Origin of the sequence: Devosia sp. XK-2 (genome assembly GCF_037113415.1) — a bacterium.
Taxonomy (GTDB): Bacteria; Pseudomonadota; Alphaproteobacteria; order Rhizobiales; family Devosiaceae; genus Devosia.
Genome location: NZ_CP146608.1, coordinates 2,303,320 through 2,320,010, shown reverse-complemented (window position 1 = coordinate 2,320,010; position 16,691 = coordinate 2,303,320). Strand labels below are relative to the sequence as shown.

General features: G+C 61.2%; 13 protein-coding genes. 11 read left to right on the top strand and 2 right to left on the bottom strand.

The features are described 5' to 3' along the window. Positions 1 to 98 precede the first annotated feature (98 nt). The 8 genes from V8Z65_RS11325 (at position 99) to V8Z65_RS11290 (ending at position 11,179) form a co-directional block, all read left to right on the top strand. A complete protein-coding gene (locus tag V8Z65_RS11325; protein WP_338724012.1) occupies positions 99 to 3,467 on the top strand; it encodes an ATP-binding protein in 3,369 nt (1,122 codons plus the stop codon). Then, positions 3,454 to 4,383 carry a DNA-binding response regulator gene (locus tag V8Z65_RS11320; protein ID WP_338720056.1) on the top strand — a complete coding sequence of 310 codons (930 nt, stop codon included), beginning with the start codon at positions 3,454 to 3,456 and terminating at the stop codon, positions 4,381 to 4,383. Before V8Z65_RS11325 ends, V8Z65_RS11320 begins: the two co-directional genes overlap by 14 nt. 529 nt (positions 4,384 to 4,912) lie before the next feature. After that, positions 4,913 to 5,377: an Lrp/AsnC family transcriptional regulator gene (locus V8Z65_RS11315; RefSeq protein WP_338720055.1), complete on the top strand. Its 465-nt coding sequence runs from the start codon at positions 4,913 to 4,915 to the stop codon at positions 5,375 to 5,377. 134 nt (positions 5,378 to 5,511) lie between these two features. Further along, positions 5,512 to 6,543: an ABC transporter substrate-binding protein gene (locus V8Z65_RS11310; RefSeq protein ID WP_338720054.1), complete on the top strand. Its 1,032-nt coding sequence runs from the start codon at positions 5,512 to 5,514 to the stop codon at positions 6,541 to 6,543. A 122-nt stretch (positions 6,544 to 6,665) separates the two neighbouring features. After that, a complete protein-coding gene (locus V8Z65_RS11305; RefSeq protein ID WP_338720053.1) occupies positions 6,666 to 7,457 on the top strand; it encodes an ABC transporter ATP-binding protein in 792 nt (263 codons plus the stop codon). Then, positions 7,454 to 8,269, top strand: a complete 816-nt coding sequence (locus tag V8Z65_RS11300) for an ABC transporter permease (RefSeq protein ID WP_338720052.1) — start codon at positions 7,454 to 7,456, stop codon at positions 8,267 to 8,269. Before V8Z65_RS11305 ends, V8Z65_RS11300 begins: the two co-directional genes overlap by 4 nt. Before the next feature lie 61 nt (positions 8,270 to 8,330). After that, positions 8,331 to 10,499, top strand: a complete 2,169-nt coding sequence (locus V8Z65_RS11295) for an FdhF/YdeP family oxidoreductase (protein ID WP_338720050.1) — start codon at positions 8,331 to 8,333, stop codon at positions 10,497 to 10,499. Then, positions 10,496 to 11,179, top strand: a complete 684-nt coding sequence (locus V8Z65_RS11290) for a DUF2461 domain-containing protein (RefSeq protein WP_338720048.1) — start codon at positions 10,496 to 10,498, stop codon at positions 11,177 to 11,179. Before V8Z65_RS11295 ends, V8Z65_RS11290 begins: the two co-directional genes overlap by 4 nt. Here V8Z65_RS11290 and V8Z65_RS11285 read toward each other — a convergent pair. Further along, the gene (locus tag V8Z65_RS11285; protein WP_338720046.1) at positions 11,176 to 12,807 is read right to left on the bottom strand and encodes an alpha-amylase family protein; all 1,632 of its coding nucleotides are present in this window, start codon (positions 12,805 to 12,807) and stop codon (positions 11,176 to 11,178) included. The genes V8Z65_RS11290 and V8Z65_RS11285 overlap by 4 nt on opposite strands. A gap of 142 nt (positions 12,808 to 12,949) precedes the next feature. Here V8Z65_RS11285 and ettA point away from each other — a divergent pair, with 142 nt between their 5' ends. The 3 genes from ettA to V8Z65_RS11270 all read left to right on the top strand — a co-directional run bounded on the left by ettA (position 12,950) and on the right by V8Z65_RS11270 (position 16,054). Beyond that, the gene (ettA, locus tag V8Z65_RS11280) at positions 12,950 to 14,605 is read left to right on the top strand and encodes an energy-dependent translational throttle protein EttA (RefSeq protein ID WP_338724011.1); all 1,656 of its coding nucleotides are present in this window, start codon (positions 12,950 to 12,952) and stop codon (positions 14,603 to 14,605) included. A gap of 271 nt (positions 14,606 to 14,876) precedes the next feature. Then, a complete protein-coding gene (locus V8Z65_RS11275; protein WP_338720044.1) occupies positions 14,877 to 15,215 on the top strand; it encodes a hypothetical protein in 339 nt (112 codons plus the stop codon). Then, complete coding sequence (locus V8Z65_RS11270; protein ID WP_338720042.1) at positions 15,212 to 16,054, top strand: alpha/beta hydrolase; 843 nt, start codon at positions 15,212 to 15,214, stop codon at positions 16,052 to 16,054. The genes V8Z65_RS11275 and V8Z65_RS11270 overlap by 4 nt, the downstream gene beginning before the upstream one ends. Before the next feature lie 160 nt (positions 16,055 to 16,214). Here V8Z65_RS11270 and V8Z65_RS11265 read toward each other — a convergent pair whose 3' ends face one another. Then, positions 16,215 to 16,664, bottom strand: a complete 450-nt coding sequence (locus tag V8Z65_RS11265; RefSeq protein ID WP_338720040.1) for a host attachment protein — start codon at positions 16,662 to 16,664, stop codon at positions 16,215 to 16,217. Between the last annotated feature and the right edge of the window lie 27 nt (positions 16,665 to 16,691).

Here is a 16,691-nt window from a genome sequence, read left to right as displayed (position 1 = left end):
AAGGCCCTGAAAAACCGCGTGATTTTTGCCCATTCCATGCTATTGAAGGCTTGGCGATTTTTTGGGCAGCGCGGCGAATTGGTTAAGGCTTGAGCGGCATGGCACGGCAGCGGATCATTCCCGTCAGGCGCGAATATAATCGCTGGGTGGCCAACCAGACGCTGGAAGACTACGCGCTTCGCTTCACCGCCAAATCGGCCAGGCGCTTCTCCAACGACCGCATTTCGCAGACGGCGATCGGTGCCATTTCCTTCCTGGCGCTTGAGGCCATAGGCGGGGCGATTACGCTGAGCTATGGCACCTCCAATGCGCTGATCGCCATTCTGGTGGCCTCCATTGCCATTCTGCTCGTTGGCGTGCCGATCTCGCGCTATGCCACCCGGCATGGCGTCGATGTCGACCTCCTCACCCGCGGCGCCAGTTTTGGTTATATCGGCTCGACGATCACCTCGCTGATCTATGCCAGCTTCACTTTCATCCTCTTCGCCATCGAAGCCTCGATCATGTCGAGTGCGCTTGAGCTGGCCTTCGGCATTCCACTCTGGATTGGGCACATCATTTCGGCGCTGGTGGTCATTCCGCTGGTGACCCACGGCATTCGCATGATTTCCTCGTTCCAGATGTTGACCCAGCCGATCTGGATCGTGCTCAACATTCTGCCCTTCTTCTTCATCGCCTTTATGGATTGGGAGAAGTTCGATCTCTGGCGCGCCTTCGCCGGGCTCGGGCAGCCCGAAGGTGCGGCAGGTTCCATCGCGCCGTTTGAAATCGCTAAATTCGGCGCGGCATCAGCCGTTATCCTGGCGTTGATGACCCAGATCGGCGAGCAAGTCGACTTCCTGCGCTTTTTGCCTGCCGAAGGCGCGTCCAAATGGCGGCACAAGCTGGGCATTTTCCTGGCTGGAGCTGGCTGGGTCGTGGTGGGGGCGCCCAAGCTGATCGCGGGGTCGTTCCTGGCCTTTCTTGCCCTTTCGGCCGGCGTATCGCCCGAGCATGCGTCCGAGCCCGGCTATATGTATGCCGTCGCCTTTGGCTATATGATCCCCAATGAATTCGTGGCGCTGATGCTCATGGCCGTCTTCGTGGTGGTCAGTCAGCTCAAGATCAATGTCATGAATGCCTATGCCGGGTCGCTCGCTTGGTCGAACTTCTTCTCCCGCCTGACCCATAGCCATCCCGGCCGTGTCGTCTGGCTGCTGTTCAATGTGGGCATTGCGCTTTTGCTCATGGAATTGGGCATCTATCGGCTGCTGGAAGAGACCCTGGGCATTTTCTCAATCATTGCCATGGCCTGGCTTTGCTCGATTTCGGCCGATCTGTTCATCAACAAACCCCTGGGCCTGGCCCCCCCGGGCATCGAGTTCAAGCGCGCGCATCTTTACGATATCAATCCGGTCGGGGTCGGCTCGATGCTGCTCTCAGTGGTCATCGCCCTGACCGCCCATTTCGGTGCCTTTGGCGAAATGGCCTCGGCGCTGTCGCCCTATATCGCGCTGGTCGTCTGCCTCATTGCCTCTCCTGCCATCGCCTGGGCGACCAAGGGCAAATATTACCTGGCGCGGAAGCCTCGCAAACAGTGGCAGGAGAAGGAGACGCTGACCTGCTCGATCTGCGAGCATCCCTTCGAGCCCGAAGACATGGCCTGGTGCCCGGCCTACGCGGCGCCGATCTGTTCACTGTGCTGTTCGCTCGACGCGCGCTGCCACGACATGTGCAAGCCGCATGCGCATTTCCGGGCGCAGACCCATGCGGTGGCGGCCAGCGTTCTGCCCGAATGGGCCATCGAAAAACTGCAGTCGCGCCTTGGGCGTTTCGGGCTCTCCATGGCCTCGGCGCTGGCCATATTGGGTGGCATGCTCGGTCTCATCTACTATTTCGCCAGCCGCTCGGCGCCACATACCGCCGACGTGGTGGGCGGCACCCTGCTTGTCGTTTTCTTCGTGCTGGCGGTGGCCGCCGGGGTCATGACCTGGTTCCTGGTCCTGGCTCATGACAGCCGGCTCGTCGCAGAAGAGGAAAGCTCGCGGCAGAACACCCTGCTTCTAAAGGAAATCGACGCCCACTCGAAAACCGACGCCGAATTGCAGCGCGCCAAGGAGAAAGCCGAGGCAGCCAACCAGGCCAAGAGCCGTTATGTCGTCGGCCTCAGCCATGAATTGCGCACGCCGCTCAATGCGGTGATGGGCTATGCTCAAATCCTCGAACGCGATGCGCAATTGCCGGAGACCCGGCGCGGATCGGCCCAGGTCATCCGGCGCAGTGCTGAGCATCTGTCCGGGCTGATCGATGGGCTTCTCGATATTTCCAAGATCGAGGCGGGGCGGCTGCAGGTCTATTCGAGCGAGGTCAACATCCAGGATTTCCTCGACCAGATCGTGGATATGTTCCGCCTGCAGGCCGAAGCCAAGGGGCTCGAATTCCGCCACCATCGTTCCGGTGCCCTGCCGGTCTATGTGCGCACCGACGAAAAGCGGCTGCGGCAAATTCTGGTCAATCTGCTATCCAATGCCATCAAGTTCACCAGTGCCGGCCATGTCAGCTTCGCTGTCAGCTATCGCATGCAGGTGGCGAGCTTTACCGTCGAGGATAGCGGCAGCGGCATTGCTCCGGTCGATCTCGATCACGTCTTCGAGCCCTTCGTGCGTGGCGAGGCGGAGCGCAACCGTTTTACCCCCGGACTGGGTCTGGGGCTGACCATAACCAAACTACTGACCGAAACGCTGGGCGGGGAAATTACCGTGTCCAGCGAGGTCGGCGTTGGTACGCGTTTTCAGGCGCGGCTCATGCTGACCAAGGTCGAGCGCCCGAGCCGGCGTCTGGCTCCTGTGCAGGATATTGTCGGCTATCAGGGGCCGCGCCGCACCATCATGGTGGTCGATGACAATGCGGATCACCGGCAAATGATGCGCGAAATGCTCGAGCCGCTCGGTTTTGACATAGTGGCGGCGGTCGATGGGCCGTCCTGTCTCCAGGCCGTCGAGGCGACCATACCCGACCTCTTCTTCATCGATATTCGCATGCCCGGGATGAGCGGCTGGGATCTGGTGGAGCGGTTGCGCGCTGGCGGCATTGGGGCGCCCATCGTCATGCTGTCCGCCAATATCGGGGATGGCGCCAATCCGACCAGCGCCGATGCCGGGCATAGCGATACATTGGCCAAGCCGTTCGACCTCAACCAGCTTGTCGACAAATTGGGGCGACATCTGGGGCTGGAATGGGTGCATCCGGCCCCGAATGTGCCTAGTGGGGCGCCGAAAAAGATACAGTCGCCGGGTGCCGAGCACTTGCGCGATCTGGCCGCGCTCGGGCAAATCGGTCATGTCAGGGGGATCGATGCCAAGCTGAGCGAGTTGGCCGCCAATCCGGACAACCTGCCCCTCGTGGAAACCCTCAGGCGCCATATGCAGGATTTCGACTTCGACGGCTTTGCCGAAACGCTGGAGCGGGTGGGTCATGAGCCGGATTGAACAGGAACAGGATATCGTCCTTCTGGTCGACGACTCGCCGGAATCGCTCGGCTTTTTGACCACGGCGCTGGAGCAGGCGGGCGTTACCGTGCTGGTGGCGCGCAGCGGCGAGGCGGCGCTCAAGATCGTCGAACGCGTCACGCCCGATGTGGTGCTGATGGACGCGGTCATGCCGGGCCTGGATGGTTTTGAGACCTGCCAGCGCATGAAGGCGCTGCCGCCGCTGGTGCATGTGCCGATCATCTTCATGACCGGTCTTACCGAGACCGAACACGTGGTCCATGCGCTGGAAAGCGGCGGGGTCGATTATCTCAGCAAGCCGATCAATGTGGACGAGTTGCGCGCCCGCATCCGCGTGCATCTGGCCAATGCGCGCCGCGCCCAGAGCGCCCGCATCGCCCTTGATGCTGCCGGCCGGCATCTGGTGGCCTTTGGCGCCGATGGCGCGGTGCTCTGGTCTACGCCGCAGGCGAACCGGCTGCTGGAGCGCTCGGGTATTGGCGCGGCGACGCAGTCGGTCATGTCGCAGAACTTCATGCAATGGCGCGTCGCGGAGGGCGAGCAATTGGCCCCTGGCGGTGGTTTTGAGCTGCAGACAGGCGCCGCCTCCGGCTTGCAGTTTGCCTATCTCGGCGTGGTGGGCGGCGATGAGTATCTGTTCCGTATCGCTCGGGCGCAGGAGGAGGGGCAGGAAGATGCGTTGCGCCAGCAATTCGGCCTTACCCAAAGAGAGAGCGAAGTGCTGCTTTGGATCGGGCGAGGCAAGTCGAACAAGGATATCGGCGATATTCTGGGCCTCAGCCCACGCACGGTGAACAAGCATCTCGAGCAGGTCTATACCAAACTCGGGGTCGAGAACCGCGCTTCGGCAGCAATCAAGGCCATTCAGGCGCTGCAGGCGTCGTTCGACCTCTAAATCGTTTCCCGCTGGACCAGCGCGGTTCTTCGGCCTCTCGAAATTGGCCAGGACGCCGCGAACCCGGCTCGTGGTAACCTGCCCTGGCCGTCATTGCACCCGCAGGCGATCACAATTCCGCCCCGTCCAAAAATGGCGGGAACTCCCCGCCAATTGCATCGTTGAGTGGGCGAACCGGACGTGTCGAGTGTCTGGAATGCCTATGGCGGTGTGCCAACAGAGCCTCCGCTGTTTGATCGGCGGCCGGCCGCAAAGGTTGACGCTCCTTTGCAGGTCGCCCCGAAGGGGCGCGAAGCTTCGGCTTCGCGCCCTGTTTTGTGCGCAAAAAGAGACGCTGGGCGATCATCCTACATATAGGGCCCCGGCAGATTCTTTGCGGTGCGAAAAAGCAGCCGTGATCCTACAGTATTTGTTTACTAAGTCCGCACCGTTTCGTGCGTGCGAGTGGGGATAACGCGCGCGGTGCTTGTCATTTTGTCCCGCTGGATCACATGTTCGGCCCGTCGCTGATCCAGCATGGAGGCCGCACGTGCCGCAATTGCCAGACTCCACCGACCGGAAGTTGCTGCGCGAGTTGCAGCGCGATTCCCACCGTAGCGTGCAGGTGCTGGGAGATACTGTGGGCCTGTCCCCATCGGCCTGCCACCGGCGTATCAAGGCGCTCGAGGAAGCGGGCTATGTTCGCGGTTACCATGCAGATCTCGATGCGGCGAGCCTCGGCTTTACGATGCAGTTTTTCATCGAGGTTGGGCTGACCAGCCAGAGCGAGGCGGCGCTCGATGCCTTCGAGGCCGCCGTGCAGGACATTCCAGAAGTTCTCGAATGCCATCTGATGGCCGGGCAGTCTGATTACATCCTGCGAGTGGTCTGCCGGGACCATGAAGATTTCGAGCACCTGCATCGCCGCCTTAGCGCCCGACTGCCGGGCGTGGCCCGCATCCACTCCAATATGAGCATCAGGCTCGTCAAGGCGCGTTCCGGTTTGCCCATTTGACGGGATATAGAGATAGCGACCTGCCTTATTTTTGTGCAGGTGCGAGAACTGATGCCTTAATGATCGAAAATTGCTTGCATGCCCGAAAAAGCTGCGCTTGATTTCTCCCGATAACAAATTGGGACGTCAAAATCATGCTTTCTCGCCGCCATTTCACCGCCGCGCTGGCCCTGGCAACGGGCATGTCGGTCGCTGGACTTGCACTGCCGGCCCTGGCCCAGACCGATGTCAAACTGACACTGGACTGGCGTTTCGAGGGCCCCGCGGCCGGTTTCCTTCTAGCGCAGGACAAGGGCTATTTTGCCGAGGAGGGGCTCAATGTCACCATCGATACCGGCAATGGTTCGGTCGAGGCGATCCCGCGCGTGGCCACCGGTGCTTACCAGCTTGGCTTTGGCGACATCAATTCGTTGATCAAGTTCCTCGACGAAGACCCGGCCCAGCCGGTCAAGGCCATCATGATGGTTTATGACAAGCCGGTTTTCTCAGTCATCGGCCGCAAGTCGCTCGGCATTACCGACGACCCCAAATCGCTCGAGGGCAAGAAGCTCGGTGCGCCGCCGCCGGACGGGGCCTTTGCGCAATGGGCGGCCTTCAAGGAAGTTGCGGGGATCGACGATAGCGCCATTACCCTTGAATCCATTGGCTTTCCGGTGCGCGAACCCATGCTGGCTTCGGGCGATGTCGATGGCGTGTTCGGTTTCGCCTTTTCGGTAATACTCAACCTCAAGGCCAATGGCGTGCCCGACGACGACATCGTGCCGATCCTGTTCGCCGATCACGGTCTTAATCTTTATGGCAATGCGGTTCTGGTCAACGAGGCCTTTGCCGAAGAAAATCCCGAGGCCGTCAAGGGTTTCCTGCGTGCGCTGGCCAAGGGCTTTGCCGACGCGGTGGCCGATCCTGCTGCCGGGGCTGCGGCTGTGCTCGCCCGCAATGAAACGCTCAATATCGACACTGAGACGGAGCGTCTGACCATGGCCAATGAGATGAACATCAAGACCCCCTATGTGATCGAGAACGGCTTTGGCGGCATCGATGAGGCGCGGCTGGCTGCGTCCATAGAGACGCTCAAGATTTCCATGGGCCTCAAGGGCAATGTGACCGCCCCCGACGTGTTCGATGCGCAATACCTGCCGCCGGCAGAAGAGCGCATGCTGCCCTGACACGGGCAGCGTTTCTTCCTGGGCGATAAGGGACGCCCGGGTTCATCCGCCCCGAGCCATTCTTCCGAGGGAACGGGAATGGTTTCGGGGCGGGTCCTTTTCGGCGCTGACGGGAGCGGTCCATGGCCTCGCCTCTGGTATCCATCGAAAATGTCGACATGCGCTATGGCGGGCCCGATGGCACGCTGGCGGTGAGCGGTCTTAATCTCAAGATCGACCGCGGGGAATTCGTCGCGGTGGTGGGTCCGTCAGGCTGTGGCAAGTCCACGTTGATGAAGCTGACCACCGGGCTGCATATTCCGCAATCGGGCACCGTTATCGTTGCCAATAGCCAGGTGACCAAGCCGGTCTCTATCGTAGGCATGGCCTTCCAGAACCCGACCATGCTGCCTTGGCGGACGACGCTGGACAATATTCTCCTGCCGCTCGAAATCGTCGAGAAGCACCGCCATCGTCTGCGGGCCCATAAGGCCGAATATGTGGCCAAGGCGGAAAAACTGCTTGAGACCGTGGGCCTCAAAGGGTTTGGCGAGAAATTTCCCTGGCAATTGTCGGGCGGCATGCAGCAGCGCGCCAATCTCTGCCGCGCGCTCATCCACGAGCCCGAATTACTGATGCTGGACGAACCCTTCGGCGCGCTCGACGCCTTTACCCGCGAGGAGCTCTGGTGCGTCATTCGCGACCTGCATGCGAGCCAGGACGTCACCATCGTGCTGGTCACCCATGACCTCAGAGAAAGCGTGTTCCTGGCAGACAAGGTCGTGGTGATGAGTGCCCGGCCGGGCCGGGTCATTTCGGAACATGTCGTGCCCTTTGCCCGCCCTCGCCAGCTCGACCTGCTCTATGAGCCGGACTTCAACGACATGGTGCAGAAGCTGCACGGGGAAATTGCCACTGCGAGGGCCGCCGCATGAGTGCGAGTGAAACGGCAGCCCCTGTCGCTGCGCCCCCCAAAGCCAAGATGAAGGTGAATTGGGTCAGGCTTTCGCCAGTGCTCTACACCGTCGGACTCTTCGTTTTGTGGGAGCTGGGCGCTCGCATTTCCGGGCTGCCCCACACGATTTTGCCCACACCCACGCGCGTGTTCGAGGCGATATTCCAATATTGGTCGCCCATCTGGAAGAACTCGCTGCAAACGCTCTACACCACCGTGCTTGGCTTCATCATCGCCATCGTCGCGGGGCTCGGCATTGGTCTGTTCATCGGCTGGTCCAAGACCATCTATGCCGGGCTCTATCCGATCATGGTGGGGTTCAACGCCATTCCCAAGGTGGCGCTGGTGCCTATCCTCGTCATCTGGTTCGGCATCGGCACGGTGCCGGCGGTGCTGACGGCCTTCCTGATCTCGTTCTTTCCCATCGTGGTCAATGTGGCCACGGGCCTTGCCACCATTGAGCCGGAAACTGAGGACGTGCTGCGCGCGCTTGGCGCCAAGAAGCTCGACATCATGCTCAAGGTCGGCATTCCGCGCTCCATGCCCTATTTCTTCGGGTCGCTGAAAGTGGCGATTACCCTCGCCTTTGTTGGCTCCGTGGTCAGCGAGACCGTGGCTTCCAATTCAGGGCTCGGAAACATGATGGCTTCGGCACAATCGAACTTTAACGTGCCGCTGGTTTTTGCCGGCCTGCTCATGCTCGCGGTGGAAGGCATCGCCATGTACGCGCTCATGGCCTGGGTGGAAAAACGCATGACCGGCTGGGCGCATCGCTCGACCATGGCAAACTAGCCTGTCAATTCTCCTTGCTCCCGGAGCCGATAGCGGCAATCTAGGCCTGAGGAGATTTGCTTTGACCGACATCAGCCAGATTGTGGGCGGCGGCCCCAAAAAGGTCCTTTACACTCTTGCCACCATCAATCGCATCGGCGTGGGCAAGGCCGCCAAGGCATTGACCGGCAAGAACACCTGCAAGGCCTGCGCCTATGGCATGGGCGGTCAGCAGGGCGGCATGACCAATGAGCTGGGTGAATTTCCCTCGGTCTGCAACAAAAGCGTACAGGCGCAATCCACCGATATTCAGCCGGCCATTCCCCATGCGGTCTTCGAGCATACGATCGACGATCTGGCTGAACTGACCGGCAAGGAAATGGAGTCGCTGGGGCGCCTGGGCACGCCGCTGTTCCGCCCCGCCGGCGGCGCCCGGTTCGAACCTTTATCCTGGGACGATGCGCTCGATCACGCGGCGCGACGGCTGGCCGCAGCCAATCCGCAGCGCAGTTTCTTTTATTCCTCAGGCCGCTCGTCCAACGAGGCTGGCTTCCTGTTTCAGCTCCTGGCGCGCGCCTATGGCACCAACAATGTCAACAATTGCTCCTATTATTGCCATCAGGCCACCAGCGAAGGGCTGGCCACGACCATCGGCAAGGGCACCGCGACCATTGAACTGGAGGATCTGACCGGGGCCGACCTGATCTTCGTCATCGGCGCCAACCCCTCGTCCAACCATCCCCGTTTCATTCATATGCTGAAGAATTGCCGGGAGCGGGGCGGACAGGTGATCGTCATCAATCCGGCGCGGGAACCGGGATTGGTCAAGTTCGCAGTGCCGAAATCGCCCAGCTCAATGCTCAAGGGCGGCAGCGAGATCGCTTCGGATTATCTGCAGCCGCGTATTGGTTCCGATATCGCCCTCTTCAAAGGGCTCTGCAAGGCGGTGCTCGAGCAGGGCGCCGCCGACATGGCTTTCATCGAGCGCCACGGGGCCGGCTTCGACGCCTTCCGAGCGGATATTGATGCTCTGACCTGGGAGGAGATCACAACCACCTGCGGCCTCACCCGCGCGGAGATCGATCGCGTCGCGGCGGCCTATGGCCGCTCGGAAAATGTCGTCTTCGCCTGGGGCATGGGCATGACGCACCATGTCCACGGCGTTGCCAATGTCGAGGCCATTGCCAATCTGGCGCTGTTGCGGGGCATGATCGGCAAGCGCTTTGCCGGCCTCTTGCCGCTGCGCGGTCATTCCAATGTGCAGGGCATCGGCACGATCGGGGTCAAGCCGGTGCTGGCGCGGGACGTGCTTGAGCGCATGGAAGAGGCTTTCGGGGTGACGTTCCCGGAAGAAAAGGGGCTCGATACCATGGCCTGCATGCAGCACGCGGCGGAAGGGGAGATCGACGCGGCCGTGATCATGGGCGGTAATCTCTGGGCGGCGACGCCCGATACCGCCTTTTCTTCCCGCGCCATGGCGCAAATCGGCTTCAAGCTCTTTCTGACTACTACGCTCAATCAGGGCCATGTGCGGGGATTGGGCGACGGCGAAATGCTGATTTTACCGGTGACGGCACGCGATGAGGAATGGGAGCCGACCACGCAGGAATCCATGTTCAATTTCGTGCGCCTGTCCGATGGCGGCATTCGCCGTATCGAGACAGTTCGCCCCGAAAGCTGGATATTGGGCGAACTGGGTAAGCGGATATTGCCCCATTCACCCATCGACTTTGCCGCCTTTTCCGGTCATGCGCGGCTGCGTGATGCCATCGCGGCCATTGTCCCTGGTATGGAGGAGTTGGCCGATATCGATGTGGCCAAACGCGAATTTCACATTCGCAACCGGGTATTGCACGCACCCCAATTCGGCACGGTGGATGGGAAGGCCCATTTCGCAGTGACACCGATCCCCGCCGCGCCGGACAGGCTCATGCTGGCCACGGTCCGCAGCGAGGGGCAGTTCAATTCCATCATCTATGAGGAGACCGACAGCTATCGTGGCGGGGCCGGGCGTCGGGCAATATTCCTCAATCCCCAGGACATGGCCGAGCGCGGCCTGACCGAAGGCCAGAAGGTAATGGTGACCTCGCAGAGCGGGCACATGGAAGGATTGGCCACCGGGTTCGACCTGCCGCGCGGCTCCGTTTTGGCCTATTATCCGGAGGCCAATGTGCTTACCGGCCAGGCGGTCGACCCGCGCAGCAAGACCCCGGCCTTTAAATCCGTGCCCGTGGAGGTTGCGGCCCGATGAGCGATACGTTCGATCATTTCCCCGAACTGACGCTGCATTTTCTGGCTGGCATAACCCAGAACAATGAAAAGGCCTGGTTTGACGCCAATCGCGATCTCTACGAGGCCGGTTATGTCGAAGCGGGCAAGGCCTTCGTCGCGCAGATGGCGCCAAGGCTGGCTGCCATTTCGCCAGAGGTCCACGCTGAGCCCCGCGTCAACGGTTCAATCATGCGGGTCAATCGCGATGTGCGCTTCTCCAAGGACAAGCGGCCCTACAAGACGCATCTCGATTTCTGGTTCTGGCATGGCGACAAGAAGGGTTGGAATACGCCCGGCTTCTATCTCCGCATCACGCCCGATCAGGTCTTTTTGGGTACCGGCATGCATGGTTTCGACAAGGAGACGCTGGATAGTTTCCGCCATGCGGTAGTGTTGCCGCGCTCCGGCAAGGCCCTGCAGGCCGCCATTGCGTCCGTGCAGGCCGCGGGTGATTACGCCATAGGGGAAAAGACCCGCAAAAAGCCGCCACGCGGCTTCGAGGTCGGTCCCGACCGTGCTGAATTCCTGCTTTTCGAGGGCCTGACCGCAACGATCACTCTGCCGGGCACCGCGGCCTATACCCCCGGCTTTGTCGATCTCTGCGCCAGGCATTTCGCGGCCACCTGGCCGGTTGGACAATGGCTGCTCACTGAACTTTAGCGCCGCTCGCCATTGCAGCGCAGCCAGCAATAGCCATGGGGGGAAAGCGATATCTCGCTATCGCCCCTGAGCGGGCCCGACGGGGATTCCGTCAACATCGGCATGAGCTCGTCTATCCCTTCCTCTGCCAGGTGGAAGACCTTGGGTTTGCTGGAGAAATTGTGGGCGGTAATAATCCTGGCGCCGCGCCAGCTGCTGGAGAGAACCAGCACTTCGTCATCGCCGATATCGATGATGTGTACACCGCCCCAGCCGATTTCCGGCGCCGAGCGGCGGGCCGAGACCATGTCGGCAATGGCATGGAAGAAGGAATTGCGGTGTTGCGTTTCCATGGCCGCATTGACCTTGTGATATCCGAATTCGCCGCTATCGACCACCGGGCGCACCAGGTGCTTTTTGGGCGCGGTGGAAAAACCGCCATTGGGATGGGGTGACCATTGCATGGGCGTGCGCACCGCCTCGCGTTCATGCAGGGACAGGTCTTCGCCCATGCCGATTTCGTCGCCGTACCAGATGACCGGCGTTCCCGGCAGGGCCAGCAGCAGCGAGAACGCCATTTTCAGCCGCGCCGGATCGCCATCCAGCATGGGCGCCAGGCGGCGGCGCAGCCCGCGCTCATAGATCTGCATGTCCGGCTCCGGACCGAAGCGCGCAAAACATTCTTGGCGCTCCTGCTCGGTCAGGCCACCCAGATTGAGCTCGTCGTGATTGCGCAGGAACACGGCCCACTGGCCCATGCCGCCCGGTTCCGGCCTTACCGCGAGAGCGTGCCGCAAAGGCGCGGCCGTTTCGCGCGCCAGCGAGAGGAACAATTGTTCATTGCCGGAGAAGTCGAAGACCATGGTCATGCGGTCGCCGGCGGCAAAATAGCTCGGCGCCTCCTCGTAGTTGATATTGGCCTCCGCGAGCAGGATCGCCTCGGCCTTGCGCCAGGAGAGGAAGTCGTGAATTTCGGTCAGCAGCGCGTGCGGGTCGGCCACCGGCTTGTCGGTCAGCACCCCACGTGGCTCGATGAGGAACGGCACCGCATCGACCCGGAAACCCGAGACGCCCAGGGCCAGCCAGAACCCCATGATCTTGAGGATTTCCTGCCGTACGGCCGGGTTGGTCGTATTGAGATCGGGCTGGAATTTGTAGAAGCGGTGCATATACCAGGCCTTGGCGGTCTGGTCATAGGTCCATGTTGCCTTCTGGACACCGGGAAAGACGATGCCGTCGGTGATGCTGTCGGGCTTTTCGTCCCGCCAGACATACCAGTCGCGATAGGGCGAGGCCCGATCCGCCCGCGCCGATTGAAACCAGTGGTGCTGGTCCGATGTGTGGTTGACCACCAGATCCACGATCACCCGCATGCCCCGGTCTTCGGCTGCCTGGATGAACTCCACAAAATCGCCCAGCGTGCCGAGCGCCGGATCGATGCCGTAATAGTCGGAAATATCATAGCCATTGTCGCGGCGCGGCGAGGGATAGAAGGGGTTGAGCCAGATGCAGGTGACGCCCAGGCGCTCGAGATGGTCGAGCCGGTCGGCCAGGCCGATGAAATCGCCCGTGCCATCGCCATTGGAGTCCATGAAGCTTTTGACATCAACGCAATAGACGATTGCGTTCTTGTACCAGAGATTGGCCATGGGATTGTCCTGACGCTTTGTCAGCAAAACCGTCCGGGCGGAGAAACGTTCCCTGGGGCGCGTCCCCGCGGTGATTGCGTCGTCCCCATGCATGCCCTACATAGGCGCCAATCTTCGAACACTCCCTATGAGGTCCCGACGCATGGCGCGCCAGTTCATCTATCACATGCACGGAATGAGTAAGGCCTATGCCGGCGGCAAGAAGGTGCTGGATAATATCCATCTCTCCTTCTACCCCGATGCCAAGATCGGCATTCTCGGGCCCAATGGCTCGGGCAAGTCGACGCTGCTCAAGATCATGGCCGGCATTGATACCGAATTTACCGGCGAGGCCTGGGCCGCCGAGGGCGCCCGGATCGGCTATCTGGCCCAGGAGCCGCAGCTTGATCCGGCGCTCAATGTGCTGGGCAATGTCATGATGGGCGTCAAGGAAAAGAAGGACATCGTCGACCGCTATAACGAGTTGATGATGAACTATTCCGACGAGACCGCCGATGAGGCGACCAAGCTCCAGGACATTATCGACGCGCAGAACCTGTGGGACCTGGAATCGCAGGTCGAGGTGGCCATGGAAGCCCTTGGCTGCCCGCCGGGCGATGCCGATGTCACCAACCTCTCGGGTGGTGAAAAGCGCCGTGTGGCGCTTTGCGCGCTGCTGCTTTCCAAACCTGACCTCTTGCTGCTCGACGAACCGACCAACCATCTCGATGCCGAGACCACGGCCTGGCTCGAACGGCACCTGCGCGAATTTGAAGGCGCGGTGCTGATCATCACCCACGACCGCTACTTCCTCGACAATGTCACGGGCTGGATTCTCGAACTCGATCGCGGCCGCGGCGTGCCCTATGAGGGCAATTATTCCGCTTACCTCGATGCCAAGGCCAAGCGCTTCGCCCAGGAAAAGAGCGAAGACGCGGCCCGCGCTAAAGTGTTGGAGCGTGAAAAAGAATGGATGGGCCAGTCCCCGCAGGCGCGGCAGGCCAAGTCCAAGGCGCGTATCAAGGCCTATGACGAGCTGGTCAAGCTCAACGAGGCCCGCACCCAGTCCCATACCGCCCAGATCATCATTCCGCCCGGCGAACGCCTGGGTCAGAATGTCATTACCGTCGAAAACCTCTCGAAATCCTTCGGCGACCGACTTCTCATTGACGATCTCAGCTTCAAGCTGCCGCCGGGCGGCATTGTCGGCATTATCGGCCCCAATGGCGCGGGCAAGACCACCCTGTTCAAGATGCTGACCGGCCAGGAAAAGCCCGATAGCGGCTCCATCACCGTCGCCGAAAATGTGCATCTGGGCTATGTCGACCAGAGTCGCGACGCCCTCAATCCCAATAAGACCGTCTGGGAGGAAATCTCCGAGGGCGACGACGTGCTGATGCTGGGCAAGCGGGAGATGAACTCGCGCGCCTACACCTCGGCCTTCAACTTCAAGGGCGGCGACCAGCAGCAGAAAGTGGGCAATCTCTCGGGCGGGCAGCGCAACCGCGTGCACCTGGCCAAAATGCTCAAATCCGGCGCCAATGTCCTGCTCCTCGACGAACCGACCAACGATCTGGACACCGAAACCCTGGCCGCCCTCGAAGAAGCGCTGGAGGAATTCGCCGGCTGCGCCGTGATCATCAGCCACGACCGCATGTTCCTCGACCGCCTGGCCACGCACATGCTGGCCTTCGAGGGCGATAGCCATGTCGAATGGTTCGAAGGCAATTTCCAGGACTATGAGGCGGACAAAGTCCGCAGGCTTGGTGCCGACGCGGTCAATCCGAAGCGGGCAACGTATAAGCCGCTGACGCGGTAGACCGGCGCCGAGGCCGCTGGAAGAACCGGACTGGGCGCGCCGAGCCAAGCGAGAGCGGCTCTGCGCGCATCAGTGTTCTTTGGCCCCGACGGCATGCGGCCCAGGGTCCGTAGGCCTCGGATCGCCTCCCGGTACAACTCGCATAAGCTTGCGCTCCGGCTTTTACCAAACCTCCACCGACTTGCGAAAAGCATTGGGTTTGTTGGGCTTTCTGCAATAGACTGCGGTGGACGGAGCCTTGCTCCGAAAAGTTCGGTTCTTGGGGGACTGTATGAAGAAACTCGCGACGGGGGCGGCGCTGCTGGCTGGCCTTGCCCTCGCCCTTCCGGCCATGGCTGCGCCGGGGCAATGTTCGATCACGGGTCTGGACCCGTTTGACTGCGACGTGACTGTCGATGGTGGTGGTATCACCTTTGTCCTGCCGAGCGGAGAAACCTTCGTGTTTGCGCATGAGGCCGATGGCGAAGGTCTGGCCTATCTCATTCCGGCTGACGCACAGCCGGGCCGCTATCCCGAGGAACTGGGCCATTTCGCCCCAGTCGAGGGCGAGGCCGGCTGCTGGCTGGGTGAAAAGGACGGCACTAAGTTCTGCGCGGCGCTGGTGCAATGAGCGCGGACCCCTTCACCTTTGAGATTGGCGGCGCGACGCTGAGCGGTCTCGAACAGGGGGAGGGGCTGCCCGTTATTTTCCTGCATGCCGGTGTCTGCGACAAACGCATGTGGGGCGCGCAGATGTCCGCCGTCGCCGATGCGGGCTGGCATGCCATCGCCTATGACCGGCGTGGCTATGGCGAAACCACGAGCCCGGACGAGCCGTTCAGCCATCTCGACGACCTCGAGGCTCTGCTCGACGAGATGGAGATTCACGCCGCCATATTTGTCGGTTGTTCCATGGGTGGCGGCCTGGCTGTCGATTTTGCGCTCACCCATCCTGGAAGGGTGATGGGTCTGGTGCTGATCGGCACTTCGATCACCGGCGCGCCCTGGAGCGCTACGGCGGAAGAACGGGCCATTGAAATGGCCGAGGAAGACGCCTGGGAGCGCGGCGAGATCGAACTGCTCAATCGCGTGCAGGCGCATGAATGGCTCGATGGTCCGCGCGGCCGGAGCGGGCGTGTCGGCGGGGCGACGCGCGAATTGTTTTTCGATATGAATGCCCTGGCGCTCAACAAGCCGGCCCTGACGCAGGAAGAGGCTCTGCCCGATGCCTGGACCCGGGTCGAAGATGTGGCGGCGCCAACCCTGCTGATCGTGGGGGATGAGGATTTTACCGCCCTGATCGACCGCCATGACACGCTTTCCGAGACCATGCCCAATGCTTTTGCGGTGGTGCTGGAGGGCGCGGCCCATATTCCCAGCATCGAGAAGCCTGAGCTCGTCAATTCGTTGCTCCTGCAGTTTCTCGACGCTTTTGCGGGCGCGGAAAGCGACGAAGATTCAGACCAATAGCGGCGCGATGTGAGGCGTCGCGCCGCTCGGTTCAGTTCTGGATTCAACAGGTTCAGACTTTGATTCCGGCTCTTCGCAGATTGATTCAACCGGCTTTGGGATTGAGTCTGGGTTCTGTCATAAGCCTTTGAAATTGAACGGGTTCTGATTTCGCGTCAGGTCAGACGGCGATAATCCCGTCCAGATGCCGGTCCAGTTGCGAGGTGGGGACATTGGTGAGGTCCTTGTCGAGCTCTGCCACCACCGTTTTCTTCACGTGGTCGGACAGCACCTTGCGTAGATTGCCCAGGGCAATCGGAGCGGCGGCGATGACCAGGCGGTCATAGACGCCGGACTTGGCCTTGCCCTCCATCACACTGGCGACCGAGCGGACGAATTCGGCCTCCCGGTGCTGGGCGGGGTCGGTCTTGGGCTCCATGGCGCTGCGGCCATGCCCTACCGAAGAATGGCTGCGGCCGGGACGGTCGGCATTGATGTCCTGGGTCTGGAGCGGCGGAATGGACCAGTCGAGGCCTTTGACTGTGGTGAGACCCTTGCCGGGACCAGCATGTTCCACCACGCGGGCCTGGGTGCCGTCGACGATCAGAATCCAGGTCACTGTCTTTTTCATATGCGACTCCTCGTATTTGGACGGGTC